The sequence below is a fragment of the Actinomycetospora sp. CA-101289 genome (genome assembly GCF_050955895.1).
Taxonomy (GTDB): Bacteria; Actinomycetota; Actinomycetes; order Mycobacteriales; family Pseudonocardiaceae; genus Actinomycetospora.
This window is the reverse complement of record NZ_CP192093.1, coordinates 4,542,273-4,563,174: the sequence shown is the minus strand read 5'-3', so window position 1 is coordinate 4,563,174 and position 20,902 is coordinate 4,542,273. Positions and strand designations below refer to the sequence as shown.

The 20,902-nt window shown below is 73.6% G+C and carries 25 protein-coding genes and 1 pseudogene; 13 read left to right on the top strand and 13 right to left on the bottom strand.

Annotated elements, in window-relative coordinates; all coding sequences use genetic code 11:
- Positions 1-7: 7 nt before the first annotated feature.
- Together ACQPX6_RS22755 and ACQPX6_RS22750 are read right to left on the bottom strand one after the other, a co-directional pair.
- On the bottom strand, positions 8-721 hold the full coding sequence (locus ACQPX6_RS22755; protein ID WP_433782675.1) for an SDR family NAD(P)-dependent oxidoreductase: 714 nt from the start codon (positions 719-721) through the stop codon (positions 8-10).
- A gap of 85 nt (positions 722-806) precedes the next feature.
- The gene (locus ACQPX6_RS22750) at positions 807-1,811 is read right to left on the bottom strand and encodes a helix-turn-helix domain-containing protein (protein WP_433782674.1); all 1,005 of its coding nucleotides are present in this window, start codon (positions 1,809-1,811) and stop codon (positions 807-809) included.
- A 173-nt stretch (positions 1,812-1,984) separates the two neighbouring features.
- Here ACQPX6_RS22750 and ACQPX6_RS22745 point away from each other — a divergent pair, with 173 nt between their 5' ends.
- From ACQPX6_RS22745 to ACQPX6_RS22735, 3 genes and pseudogenes are all read left to right on the top strand, one after another.
- Positions 1,985-2,857, top strand: coding sequence for a sulfite exporter TauE/SafE family protein (locus ACQPX6_RS22745; RefSeq protein WP_433782673.1), 873 nt, complete (start codon positions 1,985-1,987; stop codon positions 2,855-2,857).
- Between the two features lie 153 nt (positions 2,858-3,010).
- Positions 3,011-4,126, top strand: a pseudogene (locus ACQPX6_RS22740) (AMP-binding protein); the annotation flags it as partial.
- Positions 4,124-4,552 carry an AMP-binding enzyme gene (locus ACQPX6_RS22735; RefSeq protein ID WP_433788329.1) on the top strand — a complete coding sequence of 143 codons (429 nt, stop codon included), beginning with the start codon at positions 4,124-4,126 and terminating at the stop codon, positions 4,550-4,552. The pseudogene ACQPX6_RS22740 and the gene ACQPX6_RS22735, both read left to right, overlap by 3 nt.
- A 9-nt stretch (positions 4,553-4,561) precedes the next feature.
- Here ACQPX6_RS22735 and ACQPX6_RS22730 read toward each other — a convergent pair whose 3' ends face one another.
- On the bottom strand, positions 4,562-4,831 hold the full coding sequence (locus ACQPX6_RS22730) for a DUF2277 domain-containing protein (protein WP_433782672.1): 270 nt from the start codon (positions 4,829-4,831) through the stop codon (positions 4,562-4,564).
- A 114-nt stretch (positions 4,832-4,945) separates the two neighbouring features.
- On the opposite strand from ACQPX6_RS22730, the gene ACQPX6_RS22725 reads away from it, so the two are divergent.
- The gene (locus tag ACQPX6_RS22725) at positions 4,946-5,773 is read left to right on the top strand and encodes an SCO6745 family protein (protein WP_433782671.1); all 828 of its coding nucleotides are present in this window, start codon (positions 4,946-4,948) and stop codon (positions 5,771-5,773) included.
- Between the two features lie 3 nt (positions 5,774-5,776).
- Here ACQPX6_RS22725 and ACQPX6_RS22720 read toward each other — a convergent pair whose 3' ends face one another.
- The gene (locus tag ACQPX6_RS22720) at positions 5,777-6,991 is read right to left on the bottom strand and encodes an FAD-dependent monooxygenase (RefSeq protein ID WP_433782670.1); all 1,215 of its coding nucleotides are present in this window, start codon (positions 6,989-6,991) and stop codon (positions 5,777-5,779) included.
- Between the two features lie 271 nt (positions 6,992-7,262).
- Here ACQPX6_RS22720 and ACQPX6_RS22715 point away from each other — a divergent pair, with 271 nt between their 5' ends.
- The gene (locus ACQPX6_RS22715) at positions 7,263-8,042 is read left to right on the top strand and encodes an alpha/beta fold hydrolase (RefSeq protein ID WP_433782669.1); all 780 of its coding nucleotides are present in this window, start codon (positions 7,263-7,265) and stop codon (positions 8,040-8,042) included.
- 316 nt (positions 8,043-8,358) lie between these two features.
- Here the strand turns inward: ACQPX6_RS22715 and ACQPX6_RS22710 are convergent, their stop codons facing one another.
- From ACQPX6_RS22710 to ACQPX6_RS22690, 5 genes are all read right to left on the bottom strand, one after another.
- Positions 8,359-8,808 (bottom strand): PGPGW domain-containing protein, encoded by a 450-nt coding sequence (locus tag ACQPX6_RS22710; protein ID WP_433782668.1) that lies wholly within the window; start codon positions 8,806-8,808, stop codon positions 8,359-8,361.
- Between the two features lie 23 nt (positions 8,809-8,831).
- Positions 8,832-9,137 (bottom strand): DUF4235 domain-containing protein, encoded by a 306-nt coding sequence (locus ACQPX6_RS22705; RefSeq protein ID WP_433782667.1) that lies wholly within the window; start codon positions 9,135-9,137, stop codon positions 8,832-8,834.
- Complete coding sequence (locus ACQPX6_RS22700) at positions 9,134-9,475, bottom strand: DUF3618 domain-containing protein (RefSeq protein WP_433782666.1); 342 nt, start codon at positions 9,473-9,475, stop codon at positions 9,134-9,136. Before ACQPX6_RS22700 ends, ACQPX6_RS22705 begins: the two co-directional genes overlap by 4 nt.
- The gene (locus ACQPX6_RS22695) at positions 9,456-9,887 is read right to left on the bottom strand and encodes a phage holin family protein (RefSeq protein WP_433782665.1); all 432 of its coding nucleotides are present in this window, start codon (positions 9,885-9,887) and stop codon (positions 9,456-9,458) included. The genes ACQPX6_RS22700 and ACQPX6_RS22695 overlap by 20 nt, the downstream gene beginning before the upstream one ends.
- Before the next feature lie 181 nt (positions 9,888-10,068).
- On the bottom strand, positions 10,069-10,227 hold the full coding sequence (locus tag ACQPX6_RS22690) for a hypothetical protein (protein ID WP_433782664.1): 159 nt from the start codon (positions 10,225-10,227) through the stop codon (positions 10,069-10,071).
- 197 nt (positions 10,228-10,424) lie between these two features.
- Between ACQPX6_RS22690 and ACQPX6_RS22685 the strand changes: the two genes are divergently transcribed.
- The 4 genes from ACQPX6_RS22685 to ACQPX6_RS22670 are packed head-to-tail and all read left to right on the top strand — an operon-like array spanning position 10,425 to position 13,797.
- Positions 10,425-10,985, top strand: a complete 561-nt coding sequence (locus tag ACQPX6_RS22685) for a type 1 glutamine amidotransferase domain-containing protein (protein ID WP_433782663.1) — start codon at positions 10,425-10,427, stop codon at positions 10,983-10,985.
- 31 nt (positions 10,986-11,016) lie between these two features.
- On the top strand, positions 11,017-12,165 hold the full coding sequence (locus ACQPX6_RS22680) for a glutathione-independent formaldehyde dehydrogenase (protein ID WP_433782662.1): 1,149 nt from the start codon (positions 11,017-11,019) through the stop codon (positions 12,163-12,165).
- A 16-nt stretch (positions 12,166-12,181) separates the two neighbouring features.
- The gene (locus ACQPX6_RS22675) at positions 12,182-12,631 is read left to right on the top strand and encodes a hypothetical protein (RefSeq protein WP_433782661.1); all 450 of its coding nucleotides are present in this window, start codon (positions 12,182-12,184) and stop codon (positions 12,629-12,631) included.
- Positions 12,632-12,651: 20 nt separating this feature from the next.
- Positions 12,652-13,797 (top strand): zinc-dependent alcohol dehydrogenase, encoded by a 1,146-nt coding sequence (locus ACQPX6_RS22670; RefSeq protein WP_433782660.1) that lies wholly within the window; start codon positions 12,652-12,654, stop codon positions 13,795-13,797.
- Between the two features lie 23 nt (positions 13,798-13,820).
- Here the strand turns inward: ACQPX6_RS22670 and ACQPX6_RS22665 are convergent, their stop codons facing one another.
- Positions 13,821-15,275, bottom strand: a complete 1,455-nt coding sequence (locus ACQPX6_RS22665; RefSeq protein ID WP_433782659.1) for a PucR family transcriptional regulator — start codon at positions 15,273-15,275, stop codon at positions 13,821-13,823.
- Between the two features lie 172 nt (positions 15,276-15,447).
- Between ACQPX6_RS22665 and ACQPX6_RS22660 the strand changes: the two genes are divergently transcribed.
- Complete coding sequence (locus tag ACQPX6_RS22660; protein WP_433782658.1) at positions 15,448-15,852, top strand: ester cyclase; 405 nt, start codon at positions 15,448-15,450, stop codon at positions 15,850-15,852.
- Between the two features lie 17 nt (positions 15,853-15,869).
- On the opposite strand, the gene ACQPX6_RS22655 is transcribed toward ACQPX6_RS22660, so the two are convergent.
- Positions 15,870-16,613: an ANTAR domain-containing protein gene (locus tag ACQPX6_RS22655; RefSeq protein ID WP_433782657.1), complete on the bottom strand. Its 744-nt coding sequence runs from the start codon at positions 16,611-16,613 to the stop codon at positions 15,870-15,872.
- 365 nt (positions 16,614-16,978) lie between these two features.
- Here ACQPX6_RS22655 and ACQPX6_RS22650 point away from each other — a divergent pair, with 365 nt between their 5' ends.
- From ACQPX6_RS22650 to ACQPX6_RS22640, 3 genes are read left to right on the top strand one after another with little or no spacing between them, the layout of a single operon-like run.
- Positions 16,979-17,869, top strand: a complete 891-nt coding sequence (locus ACQPX6_RS22650; protein WP_433782656.1) for an SRPBCC family protein — start codon at positions 16,979-16,981, stop codon at positions 17,867-17,869.
- Positions 17,870-17,888: 19 nt separating this feature from the next.
- The gene (locus tag ACQPX6_RS22645) at positions 17,889-19,058 is read left to right on the top strand and encodes a zinc-dependent alcohol dehydrogenase (RefSeq protein WP_433782655.1); all 1,170 of its coding nucleotides are present in this window, start codon (positions 17,889-17,891) and stop codon (positions 19,056-19,058) included.
- Complete coding sequence (locus ACQPX6_RS22640) at positions 19,055-19,432, top strand: hypothetical protein (protein WP_433782654.1); 378 nt, start codon at positions 19,055-19,057, stop codon at positions 19,430-19,432. The genes ACQPX6_RS22645 and ACQPX6_RS22640 overlap by 4 nt, the downstream gene beginning before the upstream one ends.
- Positions 19,433-19,733: 301 nt before the next feature.
- Here ACQPX6_RS22640 and ACQPX6_RS22635 read toward each other — a convergent pair whose 3' ends face one another.
- A complete protein-coding gene (locus ACQPX6_RS22635) occupies positions 19,734-20,258 on the bottom strand; it encodes a hypothetical protein (RefSeq protein ID WP_433782653.1) in 525 nt (174 codons plus the stop codon).
- 125 nt (positions 20,259-20,383) lie between these two features.
- Positions 20,384-20,797, bottom strand: a complete 414-nt coding sequence (locus ACQPX6_RS22630; protein ID WP_433782652.1) for an STAS domain-containing protein — start codon at positions 20,795-20,797, stop codon at positions 20,384-20,386.
- Positions 20,798-20,902 lie beyond the last annotated feature (105 nt).

Sequence of the window (20,902 nt, the reverse complement as noted above, 5' to 3'; positions counted from 1 at the left end):
CCGGTCCTCAGTGACCCGCGCATTGGCCGCCGTCGACGTGCAGGGTTTCGCCCGTCACGAACGCCGCGACCTCGAGGTAGAGGACGGCGTGGACGATCTCCTCGATCTCGCCCATGCGGCCCACCGGGTGCAGCCCGGCGTAGGCGTCGTGGGCCTCGACGGGGTGCATGGGGGTCTTGATGATCCCCGGTGACACCGCGTTCACTCGCACGCCCGAGCCGGCGCACTCCACGGCCAGCGACCGGGTCGCGGCGTCGAGCCCTCCCTTGGTCAGGGACGTGAGGACGGAGGGGACCGCCTTGAGCGGATGGTCGACGAGCGAGGTGGTCAGGGTGACCACGTGGCCGGCGCCCTGATCGAGCATCGTCGCGACCGCTCGCCGGGTGATGCCGAAGAACCCGGCGAGGTTGAGGCCGACCATCGCCGCGAAGTCGTCGTCGGTGTAGGCGGTGAAGGGCTTCGCGAGGAACATCCCGGCGTTGTTGACCAGCGTGTCCACGCGCCCGAACCGCTCCAGCGCCGCATCGACCACGCGGTCGGCGGTCCCGGGTTCGGCGAGATCCCCGGGGACGGTCTGCACCTGCGGGTCGTCGGACGGCGCGATGGAGCGCGAGGTGGCGACGACGGCGTAGCCGTGCTTGCGGTAGCCCTCGACGACACCGGCCCCGATACCGCGCGATGCGCCGGTGACGATGACGACCTTCTGGCTGCTCGTGGTCATGGGACTCTCCTCGGACGTGCGTCATCGACGGGACCGCTCGGGCGGCCTCGGGGTGGGGGATCGGTGGGTGGCGGGAGACCCGGGTTTACTCGCGGGGCGGCCGTGGCCCGCCGCGCTCCCACCGGCCGGACCGGCGGATCTCGTTGGCGGTCACGCCGAACTCCGCCTTCAGCGCCCGGCTCAGGTGCTCGGTGTCGGTGATGCCCCACCGCGCGGCGATCGCGGCGGCGGTGCGTCCGTGGAGCGACTCATCGACGAGGTCGCGGCGGACCCGCTCCAGCCGCTGGCGTCGGATCCAGGCCGAGAGGGTGCTGCCGGTGGGGGCGAGCACCTTGTGCAGGTACCGCACGGACACGCCGTGGGCCCGCGCGACCGACTCCACGGTGAGCCCCGTATCGGCGAGGGAGGCCAGGCAGTGGGCGAGCACCCTGTCCGCGAGATCGTCGCCCGCTCCCTGCGGAGCGATGTCGACCAGCTCGGCGATGACGAGGGAGACGATCGCGTCCGCGAGGTACTCCTTGCTGCGGCTCGCCGCGCCCAGGGTGCAGCCGTCCACCTTGGCGGCGAGGCCCTCGAACAGCGCACCGACCACGTCACGGGGCCCGCAGTCGGTGCCGACGGCGACGGCCGTGCGCCCCGCCAGCGTGTCCGCGTGCGACCCCAGCGCCGCGAGCGGGACCGAGACGACGACGGCCTCGTACGGCTCCCAGAACGTCACCTCGTAGGGCCGTGAGGTGACGTAGTTGACCAGGTCGCCGGGGCCGAGCAGGCAGTGCCGCCCGTCCTGGGCGACCCCGGCGCGCCCGGTGCGGTGCAGGGTGACGGTGAGGAACGCGGAATCGGCCGGGTCGATGAGGTCGGGGTCGCGGGGGATCACGCACGGGCTGCCGCTCATCACGGAGACCCGCACCTCTCCCGCCACGGCGCTCCGCACCGAGCTGTGGAAGATGCCGTCGGCGAGCGGGCGGACCCGGACCGGGGCGACCGACGGGGCGAGGAGCGCGGCGAACCGGGCGCCGTCGCCGGCGTCCGCCACCGCGACCAGGTGACGGGCGGACGGAGCGGAGTCCTCCGGAGCCTGTGCGCTCATCCGTCACCTCCCGGTCCGCCGAGCCGAGCACGCGATCGAGCCCGTGCAGCGACTGTAGGAGGCCCCGCGCCTCCGCGGCCGCCACCGAGTGCACCGGCAGACGCCAGATCGTGCACCACCACGGGCGCCTCCGACCTCCGCACGGCGACGGCCCCCGGGCTACCTTCGCCACCGTGGACCGCCGCGGGCAGGACGAGGCCCGGACCGCGGAGCCCCCGGTCGACCCGGCCGGGAGTGAGGGCGGCTCCCGCGGGGTGATCGCGAGCACCGGGTTCGTCGGCGGGATCGTCGGCGGCCTGATCGGCGGCGGCGCCGGGGTGCTCTACGTCCCCGCGCTGGACCGCTTCACCGGCATGTCCCGGGCGCGGGCGCACGGCACGTCCACCATCGCGCAGATCGGCCTGTGCGTGGCGGGTGTGGCCACCTACGCCGTCCGGGGCGGTGCGCTCGACCTGCGCGTCGGGCTCGGCATGCTCGTCGGGGCGACGTTCGGCGGCCTGCTCGGGCCCTGGTTGCTCGCCCGGACACGGGACACCGTGCTCCGCGTCCTGCTCATCGCGATCCTGGTGCTGACCGCCGCGAAGTTCGCGCTGGACGCGTTCGGGCCGGCGCTGTCCGACCACGCCGTCGTGCCGGCCGGGGTGCTCGCCGACCTCTGGTTCTTCGTGCCGGCGACGCTCCTGGCCGGGCTCGTGGTGGGGGCGTGGTCGGGGGCGATGGGCCTCGGTGGCGGTCTGCTGGCCGTGCCGGCGATGGTCCTGCTGTTCGGGGTCGAGCTGCACGTCGCCGCGGGGACATCACTGCTGGTCTTCATCCCCAACTCGGTCGTCGGCGGCTGGGTCCACGTCCGTCAGGGGACCGCGTCCGCGTGGTGGGGCTGGCTGCTCGGGCTGACCGCGGTGCCCGGGGTCGTCGTCGGCGCCGTCCTCGGGCTGGCCCTCGAGACCGAGGTGCTAGGCCTCATTTTCGGGGCGGTCGCGCTGCTGATGGCCGTACGGGAGATCGTCGTGTTGGTGCGGCGGCGTCAGGCCTCGCGCTTGCCGTGAGCCCGGCCGATCGGAGCTACCCACGCCACCGGTCCCCGCCCTACCGTGGAGGATCCCCATCGTCGTGGACCCGCGGGAGTCGTCGTGGAGCCTCCGCTGCTCAGACCGGCCTCGAGCTACGACGAGCTCTGGCGCCAGGTCGACTTCGCCACCATGGACATCCCGGAGCGGTTCAACCTCGGCGTCGCGTGTGCCGACCGGCAGGACCCGGCCGCGCGGGCGCTCACCGTCGTCGAGGTCGACCGGACCTCGCACGACCACACGTTCGGCGAGCTGACCGAGGCGTCGAACCGGCTGGCCAACGCGCTGGCCGCCCTCGGCATCGGGCGCGGCGACGTCGTCGGCCTGGTCAGCCCCGCGTCCTTCGAGACCGGCGTCGCCTTCGTGGCGATGTTCCGCATGGGCGCGATCGCGCTGCCCCTGTCCGCGCTGTTCTGGCCGGACGCCCTGCGCTACCGGCTGCGCAACGCGGGTGCGAAGGCCGTGGTGACGGCCGCGGCCAACGCCGACCGGGTGCGCGAAGCGCTGGACGACGGCGGCGAGCAGGTCCCGCTGCTGGTCATCGGTGGCGCGGGCCCGGAGTCGTTCGAGGACGCCCTGGCCGCGGCGTCTCCGGAGTCCACGCCGGTGGACACGGCCGCAGAGGACCCGGCGTTCCTCATCTACACCTCGGGCACGACCGGCGACCCCAAGGGCGCGCTGCACGCCCACCGGATCGTGTTCGGGCACCTGCCGGCCTTCGAGGCGGTCTACGAGTTCTTCCCGAAGCCGCACGACGTGCTGTGGTCGCCGGCCGACTGGGCATGGATCGCCGGGATCATGGACATCCTCGTGCCGGCATGGTTCCACGGCCTGCCGGTGGTGGTGGACCGCGAGCCGGCGTTCACCGCCGAGCGGGCGGTGTGGCTGATGCGCGAGTTCGCGGTCACCCTCACCCTCCTGCCGGCCACCGCGCTGCGGGTGATCCGCGCGTCCGGCCTCGAGGGCGGCGGCTTCGCGTTCCGGGCGATCTGCTCCGGCGGCGAGGCGCTCGGCGCCGACCTGCTGAAGTGGAGCGAGGAGTTCTTCGGTGCGACGGTCAACGAGGGCTACGGGCAGACCGAGCTCAACGCCTGCATCGGCAACTGCGCGTCCGTGTACCCGATCCGCCCGGGATCGCTGGGCAAGGGGCTGCCCGGGACCAGGGCCGTCGTGCTCGGCGAGGACGGCGAACCGGTGATCGACACCGTCGGCGAGCTGGCGGTGGACCGGCGGCACGCGGCGACGATGCTCGAGTACTGGCGCAACCCGGAGGCGACCGCGGAGAAGTTCCACGGGAACTGGCTGCTCACCGGCGACCTCGCCCGGCAGGACGCCGACGGCTACGTGTGGTTCGAGTCCCGCAAGGACGACGTCATCAACTCGGCGGGCTACCGGATCGGGCCCGGCGAGATCGAGCAGAGCCTCGGCGGGCACGAGGCCGTCGCGATGGCCGCGGTGGTCGGCGTGCCCGACGAGCGGCGCGGGCAGGTGCCCAAGGCGTTCGTCGTGCTGCGGCCCGGCGTCACGGCGTCGGACGAGCTGGCGGACGAGCTGCGCACGCACGTCCGCGCGCGCCTGGCCGCCCACGAGGTCCCGCGGGAGATCGCGTTCCTGGCCGAGCTGCCCCGCACCACGACGGGCAAGATCCTGCGCCGCGCGCTGCGCGAGGACTGAGCCGGCGCGTCAGCGGGCGTAGCGCTCGCGGGCCCGCTCCCGGGCCTTGGTCGCCTCGATCTCGCGGTCCTTCGGCGGGGCGGTGGTCACCAGCTCGTCGAGGAGCGTGCGGGTGCTCGCCGTGATCTCGGCGACGGCCCGGGCGAACGCGTCCTCGTTGGCCTTCGAGGGACGCGCCGACCCGCTGATCTTGCGCACGTACTGCAGGGCGGCCTCGTGCACCTCGGCGTCGGTGGCGGAGGGCTCGAAGTTGTGCAGGACCCGGATGTTGCGGCACATGCCGCGATCGTGCCCGACGGGTCGCGGCGGTTCGACGGCCGATGTCGAAAACGGGGGGACCCGGTTCGTCGTCGCGGTGAAGGGCCCCGACACCCGACCGAGAGGCGCCCCGCCATGAACCGTACGGCCCGTTGCATGTTCGAGCTCCTGGAGCCGATCTGCCTGGTCACCTACTTCGCCGACGAGTGCAACGAGGAGCTGGCCGCGCTGGGTCACCGCACCTACTGGGACGGGTACTTCGCCAGCCGCGCCGCGCCGCTGGGGTGGGTGCCGGCGCAGGTGGTGCACGCGGCGTTCTACAGCTTCGCCGAGGGGGAGGCCGCGCGGCACATCCCGAGTGCGTGGGAGACGATCCCGCCCGAGGCGTCCGTGGCCGCGCGGGAGCGGGGCAGCGCGGCGTCGGTCCGGCGGATCCTCGGCGACGAGCTGGCCGGCTCCCCGGGCCTGGTGCGCGCCGCCGACCTGACGACGAAGGCCGCCACGAGCGCACCCACGAACGGCCGCGTGATGTACGCCGGGATGCGCACCCTCCCCGTGCCGAGCGACCCGGTCGCCCGGCTGTGGCACTCCGCGACGATGCTGCGCGAGCACCGCGGCGACGGTCACGTCGCCGCCCTCGTCGGGGAGGGCATCGGCGGCACCGAGGCCCACGTGCTGAGCGCGCTGGACATGGGCATCCACCCGGCGGAATCGTTCGGGCGCATCCACCACCTGCCGGAGAAGCGGCTGGCCGCGGCGATGGACGGCCTGCGCGAGCGTGGCCTCGTGGACGCCGACGGCCGGTTCACCGACGCCGGCCGCGAGACCAAGCGGCGCATCGAGGACCTGACCGACGACCTCGCCGCCCCGCCTTACGAGGCCCTGACCTCCGACGAGCTCGACGAGCTGGCCGCCGCACTCGAGCCCCTCACCGCGCGACTGGTGGCGGCCGGGTCGCAGTGAGGGCTACGGGCGCACCGAGCCGGTCAGGGGCCCGGAGTCCGGCACGCCGGCGTAGTCGGGGAGCTCGACCCCGTGGATGGCCCGGCCGATCAGCGCCATGAGCGCCTCCATGTCGGGCTCCGGGGCCGGCGCGTCGCCCGGCTCCGGAGCGCGCAGGCTCTCGACGTGCATCCGGCCGATCTCCTGGTTGGCCTCGACGAACGGGCGCATGCGCTCCTCGTAGCGCGCGAAGCCTGCCTCCGGATCCCAGCCGGCGGTGGCCAGCTCCCCGGCCAGCAGGTACGCGCCGACCAGGGCCAGCCCGGTGCCCCCGCCGGACATGGGCGACGAGCTGAACGCCGCGTCGCCGAACAGCCCCACGCGACCGTCCGACCAGCGGTCCATCACGACCTGCGCGACCTGGTCGAGGTAGAAGTCCGGGGTGTCGTCCACGTGCGCGAGGAGGCGCGGGGTCCACCAGCCCGTGCCGGCCATCCGCTCGCGCAGCAGGGCCTTCTGAGCGGCGACGTCGCGGGGATCGACGTCGAAGTCGGCGTCGGGGAAGGAGAACATGGCCATCGCCCGGGTGGCGTCCTGGATGGGCCGCAGGAGCGCGGAGCGGCCGGACTCCCGGTGCTGGTACTGGATCAGCCAGCGGTCCAGCCCGAACTCGTTCGGCACGCTGTAGAAGGCCAGGACGAGCCCGAGGTGGCGGACGAACCGCTCGTGCGGGCCGAAGACCATTGCGCGCAGGCCCGAGTGCAGCCCGTCCGCCCCGACCACCAGGTCGAAGCGCCGCCGGTCGCCGCCCGCGAAGGCCACGTCGACCCCGTCGGCGTCCTGGGTGAGCTCGGCGATCCGGTCACCGAAGACGTACTCGACGCCGTCGCGGGTGTCCTCGTACAGGAGGTGCGACAGGTCCCCGCGCAGGATCTCGATGTCCGCGATGAACCCGTCGCCGCCGTCGTCGTCCGCGCGGTAGGTCTCGAGCACCTCGCCGTCCGCGTCCACGGTGTACGCGCCGGCGGTGTCGGTGCGGGCCGCGCGCACCGCCGCGTCCAGCCCCATGCGCGCGATGGCGTCCTTGGCCACCCCGCGCGCGTCCACCGCCTGGCCGCCGGGACGCAGCCCGGGGGCCCGCTCCACCACGGTCACCTCGGCCCCGCGCCGGCGCAGCCAGTGGGCCAGCGCGGGCCCCGCGATGCTCGCCCCCGCCACCAACACCCGTGGACCGCTCACCGCGTCGCCTCCTCGCCGTCCGGACCCTCGGTCCGGACCCTACGACGATCACCGAGGAGCTCCGACAGGTCGACCTCGGCTTGAGGGGTGCGCACCCCGGTCGGAGCGGCGTTGGAGGGCCCCGGGGCGGGTCGTCGAGGACCGCATCGTCGAGGTGATCGGATACTACGACCAGGTCAAGGTCGCCGAGCTCTTCGCCCGAGGACACGACGGTGCGGTGCCGACGGGCGGGAACGGCCAGGACGTGACGACGTGATCGAGAGGCGGGGCCGTGAGCATAGCCGGTGGTGCAGAGTCCTCGGTCGAGATCGCGGCCGGCTACCGCACGAGCGTGCTCGACAGCGGTGAGGGCCGGGTCGTGGTCCTCCTGCACGGCACCCCGTTCGATCTGCGGGCGTGGCTGCCGGTCGTGCGGGCCCTGGGCGGACGGGTCCGCACGGTGTGTTTCGACGCGCGCGGCCACGGCTCCGCCGTCGACGTCCCCGTCCCGGGCTACGGCCGCCTCGGCGGCGACGTCGTGGCGTTGCTGGACCGTCTCGACGTCCCCGACGTCCACCTCGTCGGACACTCGTGGGGCGGGCAGACCGCGCAGCGAGTCGCGCTCGACCACCCGGGGCGGGTGAACCGGCTCTCGCTGATCTGCACCCGGGCGTCACCGTTCCCGCCTTTCGCCACGGTTGCGCACGGCCTCCGGGACGGGACCGCGGACGTGGAGGCCAGCCTCTCGCGGTGGTTCACCCCGGAGGAGCTGGCCGAGCCGGGCGGCGTCGCCGCGACGGTGCGGAGCTGGCTACGGTCCGCCGACCCCGCCCGATGGGCGGACGCCCTGCAGATGATCTCGTCCTTCGACGTGCTGTCGCAGCTGTCCGGGATCGCGGTGCCGACCGACGTGGTGGCCGCGGAGAACGACGGGGTCGCGGTCCCGCAGCACATGGCCGAGATCGCCGAGGCCGTCCCGACCGCCTCGTTCCGGGTGCTCGAGGGCGCGCGGCACCTCGTGCCGATCCAACGACCGGAGGAGATCGCGGGCATCCTGCTCGACCAGCACTGACCCGCCTCGGCGTCGGGAGGTCGGCCACGGGGCGCGCTGCAGGCTGCGTGTTCGCTGCTCCCGCCGGCTACCGGGGCAGCTCTCGCGGGACGTGCGTCCTGCACACGGTGGCGAGCACGACACCAGGCTCCGCGTCCCGATCGCCCCCGCGTGGTGAGGACCGCCGCCGTCGGGTGTCGCGTTCGCCCCGGCGGAACGCACCGCTTGACGGGGCCGGCGGGCACGCCACGCTGTGGTTCCTGGTTCGCAGAAGGGTCCGCCCGTCGGTGATGCCAGCGGCCCCGCTCCTGCCGGCCCCCCAGCAGGGGCGGGGCCGTCACACCACCCGGCTCTGTGCGCGGCCCGCGGCCGCCCGCCGGCCGCCCCAGCGCCAGGCGCTGTAGGCGAGCAGGCCGAGCAGGACCAGCCCGGACAGCACGAGGCTGGAGCCGGTGCCGACGCCGCCGAACGGCAGCGAGGGCACCGCCATCCACACGACGCCGGCCACGACCAGCGTCAACCCGACCATCGCGGTCCACGCGATGCGCAGGCGCGACGCGACGCTGAACTGCGCCGCGGCGATCGCCTGCCGGCGCACGGGGGCGACCCGGCGCTGCGCCCACGGGTACTCGTTGGCGAGGACGACCAGCCCGGCGAGGACGAGCAGCAGCCCGGGCCCCGGCAGGACGAGCAGCAGCACCCCCACCGCGACGAGCGCGACGCCGAGGATCGTGACCACGATCCGGCGGAGCAGGACGCCGGTCTTGCGTGCGCGGGTGGGTGCCATGACCGGGGATTACCCGCTCGTGCTCAGTTCCCCGGCCACTCGCCGCTCCACCGCTGGAATGCGCGCGCACCGCCCCGGTCGACGAGGACCTTCACGACCGCGAAGATCGCGCCCTGCAGGCCGGCGGCGAGCAGGATCGTCTTGAGGTCGGTGCCGCTGTCCAGGGCGTTGGGGGGGTCGTCCGGCGCCTGCGGGGGAGCGGCGCGCTGCCACACCTTCTTGAAGACCAGGTTGGCGACCAGGCCGCCCAGGATCGAGCTGACGATCCCGACCGGCCGGTAGAGGATCTTCGCGCTCGTGCTGGCCGTCGTGTCCGTCTGTTGACTCATCGCCGCACCTTCTTCCAGAGGGCCCGCAGGACGAGCACGGCGGCGACGCCGGCCGCGACCCGCACCGCGATCGCGCGCGCCTCAGGGGTGAGGTTGCCGTGGTCGTCGGTCGCGGCGTCCCGGGCCTGCGCGAACGCCTCGGTGCCGCGCTGCTTGACGTCCTCGAGGGAGTGGCGCGCCTGCGCCTTGACGTCGAGCTTCTGGCTCAGGGCCTCGACGGTGTCGCCGAGCTCGGCGCGGGTGGCCTCGATGTCGGCGACCAGTTCCTCGGGCGTCGCGTCCGGGCCCGGAGGCGGGGTGCGGGCGCCGGTGGGGGTCTCAGGACCGGGTGTGGTCACGGTGACGGGCCTCCTGTACCTGCTCGACGTCGCGGGCGACGTTGTCGACGGTGCGCTGCGGAGTCGGCGACACCTGCTCGACCTCCTTCTTGCCCACCAGCGCCGCGATGCCGGCGGCGACGAACAGCACCGCCGTGACGATCAGGGCCGAGGCCCACAGCGGCAGCACCAGGGCCAGCGCGATGATCGCCGTCGCGATCGCGGCACCGAGGCCGTAGAGGGCGAGCACGCCGGCGCCGCTGAGCAGACCGGCGCCCTTCCCGGCCTGCTTGGCGGTGTTCTTCAGCTCCACCTGGGCGAGCGCGAGCTCGTCGCGCACCAGCCGTGAGGTCTGCTCGGAGAGCCGGGTCATCAGCTCCCCGACGCTCGGCTCGGCGGGCGGCGACGCCCGTTCGGGCACGCGGTTGCTCATCAATCCACTCCTGGGGTCGGCGCTCGGTGGGTCCGGCCTGCCGCGTCGGCCACGAACGCCCTCGTGGGGTCCGGGTGGCGGTGGCGGAATCCTGAACGAGAACCGGGGTGCCCAGCGCTGTGCGGGAGTACGCGCCCGTCACGGGTGCACCATCGGGCGGTGGCCGAGGCCCCACCGGACGTCACGTCCCCGCCGTCTCCTGCCACGGCGCGGGCCGGCGCAGCACGACGGACAGGATCACCGCGACGACGGCGAGCAGGACGGCTGTCGGGGCCAGCGCCCACGCCAGGCTCGTGTGCGTCTCGTGTCGGGGGTCGGGCCCGCGCTCCTGAGCGTTCACGACGGTGAGCGTGCCCCTCGCGGCGCGGTACCGGGGTCGGCCCTCCGGGGGCACCACGACCCGACGGGACGGAATCACCGGCGGGGCGTCCACCCGCACGCACGAGATCGCCCGACCCCCGTTCGCGGCCCGGACGGCGAGGCAACCACCTCGCCCACACCACCCGGTGCTGTCCCCCGAACGGAAGGACGATCTCCATGACGGACGAACTGCGCGGCCGCACGGTCGCGATCCTCGCCACCGACGGTGTCGAACGCGTGGAGCTCGAGGCCCCGCGCGGCGCGCTCTTCGGGGCGGGCGCCCGGACCGAGCTCTTGTCGACCCACGACGGCGAGATCGCCGCCCGGCAGATGGACCTCGATCCGGCCGGCTCGTTCCCGGTGGACCGGCAGGTCTCCGACGCGTCGGTGGACGATTACGACGCGCTGCTCCTGCCCGGGGGCACGATGAACCCCGACCAGCTGCGCACCGACCCCGACGCGGTCGCCTTCGTCCGCTCGTTCGTGGAGACCGGGAAGCCGGTCGCGTCGATCTGCCACGGCCCCTGGACGCTCGCCGAGGCCGACTGCGTGCGCGGGAAGCGCCTCACCTCCTGGCCGAGCATCCGCACCGACCTGCGCAACGCCGGCGCCGAGGTCGTGGACGAGGAGGTCTGCGTCGACGGCCAGTTCACCACCAGCCGCGGCCCGCAGGACATGGCCGCGTTCTGCGCCGCGGTGGTCGAGCAGTTCGCCGCCGTCCCCGCCGGCCGGGCCTGACGCACCTCTCCACCACGAGAAGGGAACGATCATGAAAGCACTCGTCTACCACGGGCCGCGCCAGGTCAGCGTCGACGACGTCCCCGACGCCCGCATCGAGAAGCCCACCGACGTCCTGGTCCGCATCACGTCCACGAACATCTGCGGCTCGGACCTGCACATGTACGAGGGGCGCACCGACTTCGAGGAGGGCCGGATCTTCGGTCACGAGAACCTCGGCGAGGTCGTGGAGGTCGGCGACGCCGTCGACAAGGTCCAGGTCGGGGACATGGTCTCCGCGCCCTTCAACGTCAGCTGCGGGCACTGCGAGAACTGCGAGCACGGCCTGACCAACTACTGCCTGCGCGCCAACGAGCCGGGGACGGCCGGGGCTGCCTACGGGTTCGCCGACATGGGTCCCTGGCCCGGTGGGCAGGCCGAGTACCTGCGCGTGCCGTGGGGCGACTTCCAGTGCCTGCGCCTGCCCGAGGACGCCCGCGAGAAGCAGGACGACTACGTCATGCTCTCGGACATCTTCCCCACCGGCTGGCACGCGGTGGAGATGTCGGGGCTGAAGCCGGGGGAGAGCATCGTCATCTACGGCGGTGGCCCCGTCGGGCAGATGGCCGCGCTCTCGGCCGTGACCCGGGGCGCGGCCCAGGTGATGGTCGTCGATCGCCACCCCGACCGGCTCCGGCTGGCGGAGCAGATCGGTGCCATCGCGATCGACGACTCCCAGGCGTCGCCCGTCGACCAGGTCACGGAGCAGACGAAGGGCCGGGGTGCGGACCGCGGGTGCGAGTGCGTGGGCTACCAGGCCCACGACCCGCAGGGCAACGAGGACAACGCCGACACCCTCAACAAGTTGGTGTCCTCGGTCCGGTTCACCGGCGGCATCGGCACCGTCGGGGTGTTCGTCCCCCAGGACCCCGGCGCCCCCGACGAGCTGGCCCAGCAGGGCAAGGCCCGCTTCGACTTCGGCAACTTCTGGTTCAAGGGCCAGCAGATGGGCACCGGGCAGGCCCCGATCAAGCGCTACAACCGTCACCTCCGCAGCCTGATCGCCGCGGACAAGGTCAAGCCCTCCTGGATCGTGTCCCACGACCTGCCCCTGGACCAGGCCCCGGACGCCTACAAGCACTTCGACGCCCGCGAGGACGGCTGGACCAAGGTCGTCCTCCACCCGGGCCAGACCGCCTGAACCCGGAGGAGGAGAGATGAGCAGGATCGTGGTCGATCCGACGAACTGGGCCGACCGTGCGGTCGGCGCCGTGCGGGGGCTGGTCGGGGTCAGCGCCCGGCCTCCCCGGCAGGAGGTCGATCCGCCCGGGCGCTGGCTGGTGGTCACGGTGTACCGGCAACCCGACGACGTCCGCACCCAGGTGGACGGCAGCGGCCCGCTGAGCGACATGCGGAACGAGATCGAGCTGACCGTGCGCCCGGCGACGGGCGACAAGGGCACCGAGCTGGCGGCCCGCCCGACGGCACCGGACGGCGGCTCGGCCGAGACGCGCCGTCGGCTGCGCGCGGCGTTGCGCGAGACCAAGTCGATCCTCGAGTGCGGCGAGGTCGTCGAACCGTCACGCCCGGGATCGAGCCACCCCGGCCCGGCCGGGCAGGTGCTGCGCGCGGTCACCCGCCGCGCGTGGGGAGAGGGGCGACTGTGAAGGCGTTGTGCTGGGAGGGCGTGAACGACCTCGCGATCGAGCAGGTCCCCGACCCACGGATCCAGAACGCCCACGACGCGATCGTCAAGGTCCGCTACACCGTCACCTGCGGCTCGGACCTGCACCTGCTCGGCGGCTACATCCCGGCCATGGAGTCCGGCGACGTGATCGGGCACGAGTTCATGGGCGAGATCGTCGAGGTCGGACCCGAGGTGACGAAGCACCAGGTCGGTGACCGGGTGGTCGTCGTGTCGTTCATCGGCTGCGGGACCTGCTGGTACTGCGACAACGACCTGTGGTCGCTGTGCGACAACACCAACACCAACCCCGGGATCACCCAGGCCCTGTGGGGCTCCGACCCGGGCGGCATCTTCGGCTACTCCCACGCCATGGGCGGGTTCATGGGCAGCCACGCGGAGTACGTCCGGGTCCCGTTCGCGGACCACGGGGCGTTCACCGTCCCCGAGGCCGTCGACGACCTCTCCGCCCTGTTCGCCTCCGACGGTGTCCCCACCGGCTGGATGGGTGCGGACCTCGGCGGGGTCGGGGCCGGCGACACGGTCGCGGTGTGGGGCGCCGGCGGGGTCGGGCAGATGGCCGCCCGCGCGGCGATGCTGCTCGGCGCCGAGCGGGTCTTCGTCATCGACCGGATCCCCGAGCGCCTGGCCATGACCGCGACCCACATCGGCGCCGAGACCCTCGACTACAGCAGCACCGACGTCGGCGCGGAGCTGCGTGAGCGCACCGGGGGTCGCGGGCCCGACGTGTGCATCGAGGCCGTCGGCCAGGAGGCGCACACCTACGGCCCGGAGTACCTCTACGACAAGGTCAAGCAGCAGCTGCGCCTGGAGAACGACCGGCCGCCCGCCATCCGCGAGGCGATCATGGCCTGCCGCAAGGGCGGGTCGGTGTTCTCGCTCGGGGTGTTCGCCGGCCTGGTCGACAAGTTCCCGCTCGGGGCGCTGATGAACAAGGGACTGACCCTGCGCGGTGCCCAGCAGCACGGCCAGCGCTACGTCCCGATGCTGCTCGACCGCATCGCCCGGGCCGAGATCAGCACCAGCCACCTCGCGACCCACGTCATGTCGTTGGACGAGGGCCCGCACGGCTACGACATCTTCAAGAACAAGGAGGACGGCTGCGTCCGCGCGGTCTTCCGACCCTAGACACGTGCGCGGACACCCGGTGATCAGGTGCGCTGCACGGGCGGCTCGGCCACGACGGCCGCGCGCACGGCGACGTGCAGGTTCAACCGGGTGTCCGCGTGCGCGAGGTCGTGCCCCGAGAGCTCCCGGATGCGCTGCAGGCGGTACCGCAGCGTGGAGCGGTGGATGTGCAGCGCGGCGGCGGTGTCGTCGTAGTTGCCGCCGTGGTCGAGGTAGACCCCGAGCGTGTGCACGAGGTCGGCCTGGCGGTCCGCGTCGTAGGCGAGCAGGATGCCGAGCCAGTCCTCGACGAAGTCGCGCGCCTCGCGGCGGCCCTCCGGCGTGGCGAGCAGCCGGTAGAGCCCGAGATCCTCGAACGCGATCAGGCCGTGGGGCTCGTCGTGGCGCATGCGGACCGTGAGTGCCTGTATCGCCTCGCGGTAGGAGCGGGGGAGGTGCTCGGGCCGCTCGACGAATCCGCCGACCCCGATGGCCGGCGCGTCGCGCAGCACGTGGACGAAGGCGTCGCGGACGACCTGCCACGCCGAGACGACGCGGGGGGCGTGGTGCCCGTCGTGATCGTCCCCACCGCGGCCCCAGCCGTCGGCCCGGTCCGACCACGGGGCCGTCGCCCTCCCGCCTCCGTCGACCCACGCCCCGGGGGGCCCGCACACCAGGACGGCGGTCTGGCCCCGCAACGTCCCGAGGTAGGGCATGTCGAGGTCGCGCGCGGCCCGTTCCACCAGGTCGCCCACGGCCTCGCCATCGGGCCAGCGCCCGTCACGCGGCTGCAGTGCCAGCACGCGGTGGGGACCGGTGAGGTCGTGGCCCAGCGCCGACGCCCGTCCGATCCGGCGGTCGATCTCGGCCGCGAGGTCGGCCTCCCGGGGCTCGAGCAGCACCGTCTCCACGAGGTCGTGGCGCAGCCGCAGTTCGGTCCGCGCCAGGTGGCGTCGGTGCAGCAGGTGCAGGGTGAGCGCGCCCGTCGCGAGCCCGATCGCGTGCAGGGCCCCGGCCCGCGGACTCCCGGGGCGCGCGTCGGACTCGGGCGCCCTCCTGTCCGAGGGTTCGAGCGAGGCGTCCGGGTCGAGGACGACGACCAGACCCAGGACGGTGCCGTGGGAGACGGCCAGGCTCGCCAGTCGGTCGCGGACCCGGACGGGGCCCGACAACCGCCGCGCCGTGTCGAGCAGGCGGTCGCGCTGCACCCTCGTCCACCGCGGGGAAGGGTCGCTCTCGCCGGCCCCGGCCTGGGCGAGGACACGACCGAACGGGTCCTCCACGGTCACGGCGAGGCCCAGGTGCGCGTGGAGCACGTCAGCGATGCCCTGCTCCGGGACGTCGGCGATCAGGGCCTGGCTGAGCTCGGCCTGGAAGCGGTACTCGCGGGCCAGGGCCGCCTCGACCTCGGTCCGGGCCTGCTCGTCGCTGAGGGCACCAGCGTCGGGGCCTCGGTCACCTGCGAGCGAGCTGTCCGCGGAGCGATCGGAGCTCGTCACGCGCCCACGGGACCGCACTCGTCGTCGCTGGTCAAGCCCTCGCATCCGGCCGCCCGCTGGCCGGACGGCGAAACACTGGGCCAGGTGCTCCGGGAGCTGATGATCCTGATGGTGAGTGCCTCGGTCCTGCGGGGACGGCGCCCTGGGGCGGAAACCCGCACATACTGTCGGGATGGATCCGCCGACCGCGCAGGCCCTCGCTGACGGCTACGCCGCCTACCTCGCCACCGGTGACCTGTCGGTGCTCACGATGTTCTCTGCCGAGTTCTACGACAACGTCAGCAGGCAGCGAGGACTGCAGATCTTCACCGTGGTCGGCGACTGGCTCGCCGAGAGCTTCGCCGAGCGCAGCGTGGAGCTGCACCTGGCCACGCACAACGACGACACCGTGATGATCTGGTACACGGTGCGCGGGCGGCACATCGGCAACGGTTTCCCACGGCTCGACGGCCTTCCGGTCAAGGGCAACCCCATCACCTGGCCGCAGGTCCACATCTTCCGCCTCGACGACGGCCTCGTCGTCGAACACTGGGCCGTGCGCAACGACGCCGCCCTGCTCGACTCCGTCACCGCTTAGCCGCCAGCTGACGTTGATCAGGGGGTCCGGCAGGCGACCAGCCAGGCGGCGATGTCGTACAGCTTGGTGTTGGTGTGCTGGGAGGCGCGCCGCAGGCGGGCGAAGGCCTCCTCGGCGTCCACGTCGTAGCGCTGCATGAGGATGCCCTTGGCCTGTCCGATGACGTCGCGCCGGACGATCGCCCTGTCCAGGTGCTCCACCCGGTCGGCGCCGGCGAGGGCGAGCGAGGCGTAGGCGACGAACATCCGGGCGCACCGCTGGGTCTGCACCCGGGCCGAGCGGTCGTCGAGGGCGTGCCGGGTCACGTGGAGGTTCAGGGCGCCCACCGGGCCGGCGTGGCCGAGACGGACCGACAGGCTGGCCTGCACACCGTGGCGGACCGCCTCGCGGACGAACCGGGGCCACCGCGTCTCGGTGGCCGCGTTGGGGAGGACCACGGTGTCGGCGCCGGCGACCGCGTCGATGCACGGACCCTCCGCCATCGCGATCTGGGCGTGGTCGACCCGCGCCGCCGTCTCCGTGGTGTGCGCTGCGCCGGCCAGCACCCCGGTGCGGTCGAGCACCGCGACACCGGCGTCGCGGACGTCCGGCACCACCGCCACGGCGCCCTCCGCGATCCGGGGCAGCGCGTCCGCGACCCGCTCGGCCCCGGCGATGCCGCGCGCCGCCCGCAGCAGCGCCACCAGGAGCCCGTCGTCCTCGTCCTCGTCCTCCGGCGCGGACGACCACGCCGCGACGTCCGTCTCCGCGCACCTGGTCACCTCGTGCCTCCGTCCGCTGGTCACCGCCCGTCCAGCACCATGCACTCCGGGCGACCGGTGGGGCATCGACCCCGTGGGTCACACCGCACGAGCCGGGGCTCGCCTCGGGGGACGATGGCTCGGCGGCGGCGGCCCGTACCGGGTCGTCGAGTCACGGCGGGGGGCGCCGAGGCGCCTCGACCCGGCGGACCGGATCCGTCGGCGCGCCGTCGACCTGGCCGGACGAGATTGCCCGCTCTCCCCTCCCGGGACCGTCGGGGTGGGGACAACCTCGTCCGACGTACTGCCGGCGGATGACGACGGGAGGAGGCCGTCCGATGAGAGCAGGGCAGTCGAGCAGCGGAGGTCCCGGTCGGGACGCGACGGTGGACCTCGCGAAGGGCCTGGGGGTGCTGAGCCTGGCGCTGGGGTCGGCGGAGCTCGCCGCACCGGGCGCCGTCGCGCGGCTGGCCGGGATCCGGGAGAACGGTCCCGCCGTGCGCACGGTCACGGCGATGTACGGCGCCCGGGAGCTGGCTCACGGAGCGGGGATCCTCAGCGGACGCCGCACGGCCGTGTGGGTGTGGAGCCGGGTCGCCGGCGATGTGCTCGACCTGGCCACGGTCGTGGCCGGTGCGCGGCGGACGGGGGCCTCGCCGGTACGCCTCGGGACCGCCCTCGCGGCGCTCGCGGGGGTGACCGTCGCCGACGTCGTGACCGCTCGGGGGCTGTCCCGCCGGGGCCACGACGGCGCCGGCGAGTTCCGGGCCACCGCCGCCATCACGGTCAACCGGAGCCGCGCGGAGGTGTACCGCCACTGGCGCGACCTCGAGCACCTCCCGGAGTTCATGGCCCACCTCTGCTCGGTGCGCAGCAGCGGGTCGTCGGGACGCTCGCACTGGGAGGCCAAGGGTCCCGCCGGATCGACGGTCCGCTGGGACGCCGAGATCGTGGAGGACCGCGAGGACGAGGAGATCTCCTGGCGATCCGTCGAGGGCGCCGACGTCGAGAACACCGGCTCGGTGCGGTTCCGCGACGCCGCGGGCGGACGAGGCACGGAGGTCGTGGTCGAGCTGAGCTACCGCCCGCCGGGCGGACGCGCGGGCGCCGCCGTCGCGAAGCTGCTGGGCGAGGAGCCGAACCAGCAGCTGCGCGACGACCTGCGGCGCTGCAAGCAGGTCGTGGAGATCGGCGAGGTGGTCCGCTCGGAGGGCAGCCCGGCGGGCCAGTCCACCCGTCAGCAGCTCGGCCAGCGCCCGGCGCGGCCAGTCGCCTGACACCGAGGAGGGAGAGACCATGCGGGCCAACTGTTGGACGGGCAAGCGGTCGGTCGAGGTCCGGGACGTTCCCGACCCGAGGATCCTCAACCGGCGCGACGCGATCCTGAAGATCACGTCGACCGCGATCTGCGGCTCCGACCTGCACCTCTACAACGGCTTCATCCCGACGATGCGCGAGGGTGATGTCCTCGGCCACGAGTTCATGGGCGAGGTGGTCGAGGTCGGCGACGGCGTGGAGAACCTGGCGGTGGGCGACCGCGTGGTCGTCCCGTTCCCCGTCGCGTGCGGGGTCTGCGGGGCCTGTGAGCGCGGGCTGACTGCGCTGTGCGAGAACTCCAACCCCAACGCCGGCATCGCCGAGAAGCTCATGGGCCACTCGCCGGCCGCGCTGTTCGGCTACTCCCACATGCTCGGCGGCTACCCCGGCGGTCAGGCCGAGTACGCCCGGGTGCCGTTCGCCGACTTCGGGGCGCTCAAGGTGGAGTCCGACCTCTCCGACGACAAGGTCCTCTTCCTCTCGGACATCTTCCCCACCGGCTACATGGGCGCCGACATGGCCGAGGTCGGGCCGGGGGACGTCGTCGCGGTCTGGGGCGCCGGCCCCGTGGGCCAGTTCGCGATCGCGAGCTGCTTCCTGCGCGGCGCCGAGCGGGTCGTGGCCATCGACCGCTTCGACCACCGACTGCAGTTGGCCCGGGAGACCGGGGCGGAGACCCTCGACTACGAGCAGGTGTCGGTCCCGGAGGCGCTGCGGGAGATGACCGGGGGCCGCGGACCGGACAAGTGCATCGACGCGGTCGGGATGGAGGCCCACCACGCCTCCGGGGCGCTCCACGCGTACGACCGCACCAAGCAGGCGGTGGGCCTGGAGACCGAGCGGCCGCACGTCCTGCGCGAGGCGATCACGAGCTGCGCCAACGGCGGCATCGTGTCGGTCATCGGGGTCTACGGCGGGGTCACCGACAAGTTCCCCATGGGGTCGTTCATGAACCGGTACCTCACGCTGCGCGCCGGGCAGTGCCACGTGCACCGCTACATGCCGAAGCTGCTCCAGCAGATCCGCAACGGCGACATCGACCCGTCTTTCGTCATCACCCACCGGATGTCGCTCGACGACGCGCCGACGGGCTACCGGACGTTCATCGAGAAGGCCGACGGCTGCGAGAAGGTCGTGCTGACGCCGTGACGTCGCCCAGGAACTACGAGGTCCAGGTGGGGCCGGTGCTCGTCGACGTCCCGCGCTCCATCGGCTACTTCGGTGGCGTCGGCGCCGCGGTGGTCCTCGGGCTGGTCGATCCGCCGCTGGCGACGTTCATCGCCGCCGCCCCCTTCCTGGTGATGCTCACCCACCGGTCGCTCCCGGCGCCGGTCCGCTTCCTCGGGGAGACCCTCGAAGGGGCGGCGAAGCCCGTCGGCGGCGACGACGACGGTTACGTGAAGCTGCAGGACGAGCAGCGCGACCACGAGCGTGCTCGGACGGTTGCCGCCGAGGCCCGCCGCGGGCACGCCCTCGAGATCGGTCAGGACGACGACGAGCTCTCCGTGTCCTCGTCGTCCTGACCGATCTCGTCACGGCGCTGGCGCTGGCGCTGGCGCTGCGGTAGCCGTAGGCGGCGCGCCGGACGGCGTCCTCGCTGTCGAGCCCGGAACCCAGGGCGCCGGCGATGGTGGCCAGGCCGGTGGCGAGCCAGGCGAGCACGAGGTGGTCGCCGAGCGTCGGTGGGAGGTTCCGGACCGTCTTGGTCCCGGTGGGGTGAGCCGCGCCGGTGGTCGTGCCGCCCGGATGTCGATGCGTCACCGCGGCGCGGAAGCGATGGTGCTGGCGCACGTCGGGGTGCGAGGTCCCGCGGCCGCCGGACGGTCAGTCGCTCTCCGGGCGACGCGCGTGCGGTATCCGGAGGGGCACGGAATGGGTCCGGACCGGAGCACCCGGGGGCAGGGGTGGTCGGCCCGGACCCATTCCGCCGCGACCGCCGGTCGCCGGGGGGCGACGACCGGACGGCCGGGTCGGGGGGTCCACCGGGGGCGCTCCGAACGGTCGGTGACCGAAGGCCTCCGCGAGCGAGGCGTACTCCGGCGCGTCCGCTGCCGCGACGAGGGCCCGCGGCGTGTGCGATGACCGCACGATCCGCAGCGCCGACTCCCGCGCGCGCAGGCCGGCCGCGAGGTCGGCGACCGCCGCCACGACGACCGGTTCCGCGACCGACGTTGCCCTGAGGTCGAGGACGACGACCGCTTCGGGGTGTCGGAGGACGACGCGACGCAGCTTCACGGCGGCCGCGATGCCCAGCGCGTCCTGGGTGCGCACCACGGTGCCCCAGGCGGTGTCGACGATCGACACCGAGGCCCCGCGGTCGGGGACGATCGCGCCGGGCTCGGTGGTCATGGCTCGCTCTCGGCCGTCGGGAGTCGGTGGACGCCCAGAGGTCTACCGGCCGCGATGTCCCGTGGTCCATCCGCACACGGCAACCCCCGACCGCTCGGCGACGGCGGCGACGACACGGCAGGGAGTCAGCCATCACCGGCCAGCTCCGGCCGCGGGGGATCCGGAGGTGGCGCGACCACGTCGACCGCGCGGTGCTGCGCTGCGCCGAGGGTGGGATAGATCTCGAACAAGGACTCGTCGTCGAGGAGGGCCCGGGTCACCTCGGGCGCTGCCGGGCCACGGACGAGGCGGAGGTCGACGTCCGCGTCGCCGGCCTCGTAGGCCAGGTCCCGGAGCGCGGCGGCGGCGGCGGGCTCGGCGGCGCGGACGGCCATGAGGTCGACCACGAGCGGGTCGAGGGAGCGGGCGAGCTGGGACCTGACCTCGCGGCGCAGCTCGGCCGCGGCCGCCGCGTCGAGGGTGGCACCGGCCCTGATCACTCGGGCGCCGTCCGGCGACCCGGTGAACGACGTCCCCCGTTGCTCGGGGTCGGTGGTCATGGCTCGCTCTCGGCCGGCATGGCTCGGTCGGTGGACGCTCAGACATCTACCGATCGCGACGTCCCGCGGTCCATCCGCGCACGGCAACCGCCGACCGTTCGGCGA

Excerpts from the sequence above, each read along its gene's own strand:
- ACQPX6_RS22705 (WP_433782667.1), bottom strand. The coding sequence starts at position 9,137 with ATGAGTCAACAGACGGACACGACGGCCAGCACGAGCGCGAAGATCCTC.
- ACQPX6_RS22635 (WP_433782653.1), bottom strand. The coding sequence starts at position 20,258 with ATGACCACCGAGCCCGGCGCGATCGTCCCCGACCGCGGGGCCTCGGTG.
- ACQPX6_RS22685 (WP_433782663.1), top strand. The coding sequence starts at position 10,425 with ATGACGGACGAACTGCGCGGCCGCACGGTCGCGATCCTCGCCACCGAC.
- ACQPX6_RS22735 (WP_433788329.1), top strand. The coding sequence starts at position 4,124 with ATGCTCGAGTACTGGCGCAACCCGGAGGCGACCGCGGAGAAGTTCCAC.
- ACQPX6_RS22725 (WP_433782671.1), top strand. The coding sequence starts at position 4,946 with ATGAACCGTACGGCCCGTTGCATGTTCGAGCTCCTGGAGCCGATCTGC.
- ACQPX6_RS22680 (WP_433782662.1), top strand. The coding sequence starts at position 11,017 with ATGAAAGCACTCGTCTACCACGGGCCGCGCCAGGTCAGCGTCGACGAC.
- ACQPX6_RS22630 (WP_433782652.1), bottom strand. The coding sequence starts at position 20,797 with ATGACCACCGACCCCGAGCAACGGGGGACGTCGTTCACCGGGTCGCCG.
- ACQPX6_RS22660 (WP_433782658.1), top strand. The coding sequence starts at position 15,448 with ATGGATCCGCCGACCGCGCAGGCCCTCGCTGACGGCTACGCCGCCTAC.
- ACQPX6_RS22645 (WP_433782655.1), top strand. The coding sequence starts at position 17,889 with ATGCGGGCCAACTGTTGGACGGGCAAGCGGTCGGTCGAGGTCCGGGAC.
- ACQPX6_RS22710 (WP_433782668.1), bottom strand. The coding sequence starts at position 8,808 with ATGGCACCCACCCGCGCACGCAAGACCGGCGTCCTGCTCCGCCGGATC.
- ACQPX6_RS22730 (WP_433782672.1), bottom strand. The coding sequence starts at position 4,831 with ATGTGCCGCAACATCCGGGTCCTGCACAACTTCGAGCCCTCCGCCACC.
- ACQPX6_RS22750 (WP_433782674.1), bottom strand. The coding sequence starts at position 1,811 with ATGAGCGCACAGGCTCCGGAGGACTCCGCTCCGTCCGCCCGTCACCTG.
- ACQPX6_RS22695 (WP_433782665.1), bottom strand. The coding sequence starts at position 9,887 with ATGAGCAACCGCGTGCCCGAACGGGCGTCGCCGCCCGCCGAGCCGAGC.
- ACQPX6_RS22755 (WP_433782675.1), bottom strand. The coding sequence starts at position 721 with ATGACCACGAGCAGCCAGAAGGTCGTCATCGTCACCGGCGCATCGCGC.
- ACQPX6_RS22675 (WP_433782661.1), top strand. The coding sequence starts at position 12,182 with ATGAGCAGGATCGTGGTCGATCCGACGAACTGGGCCGACCGTGCGGTC.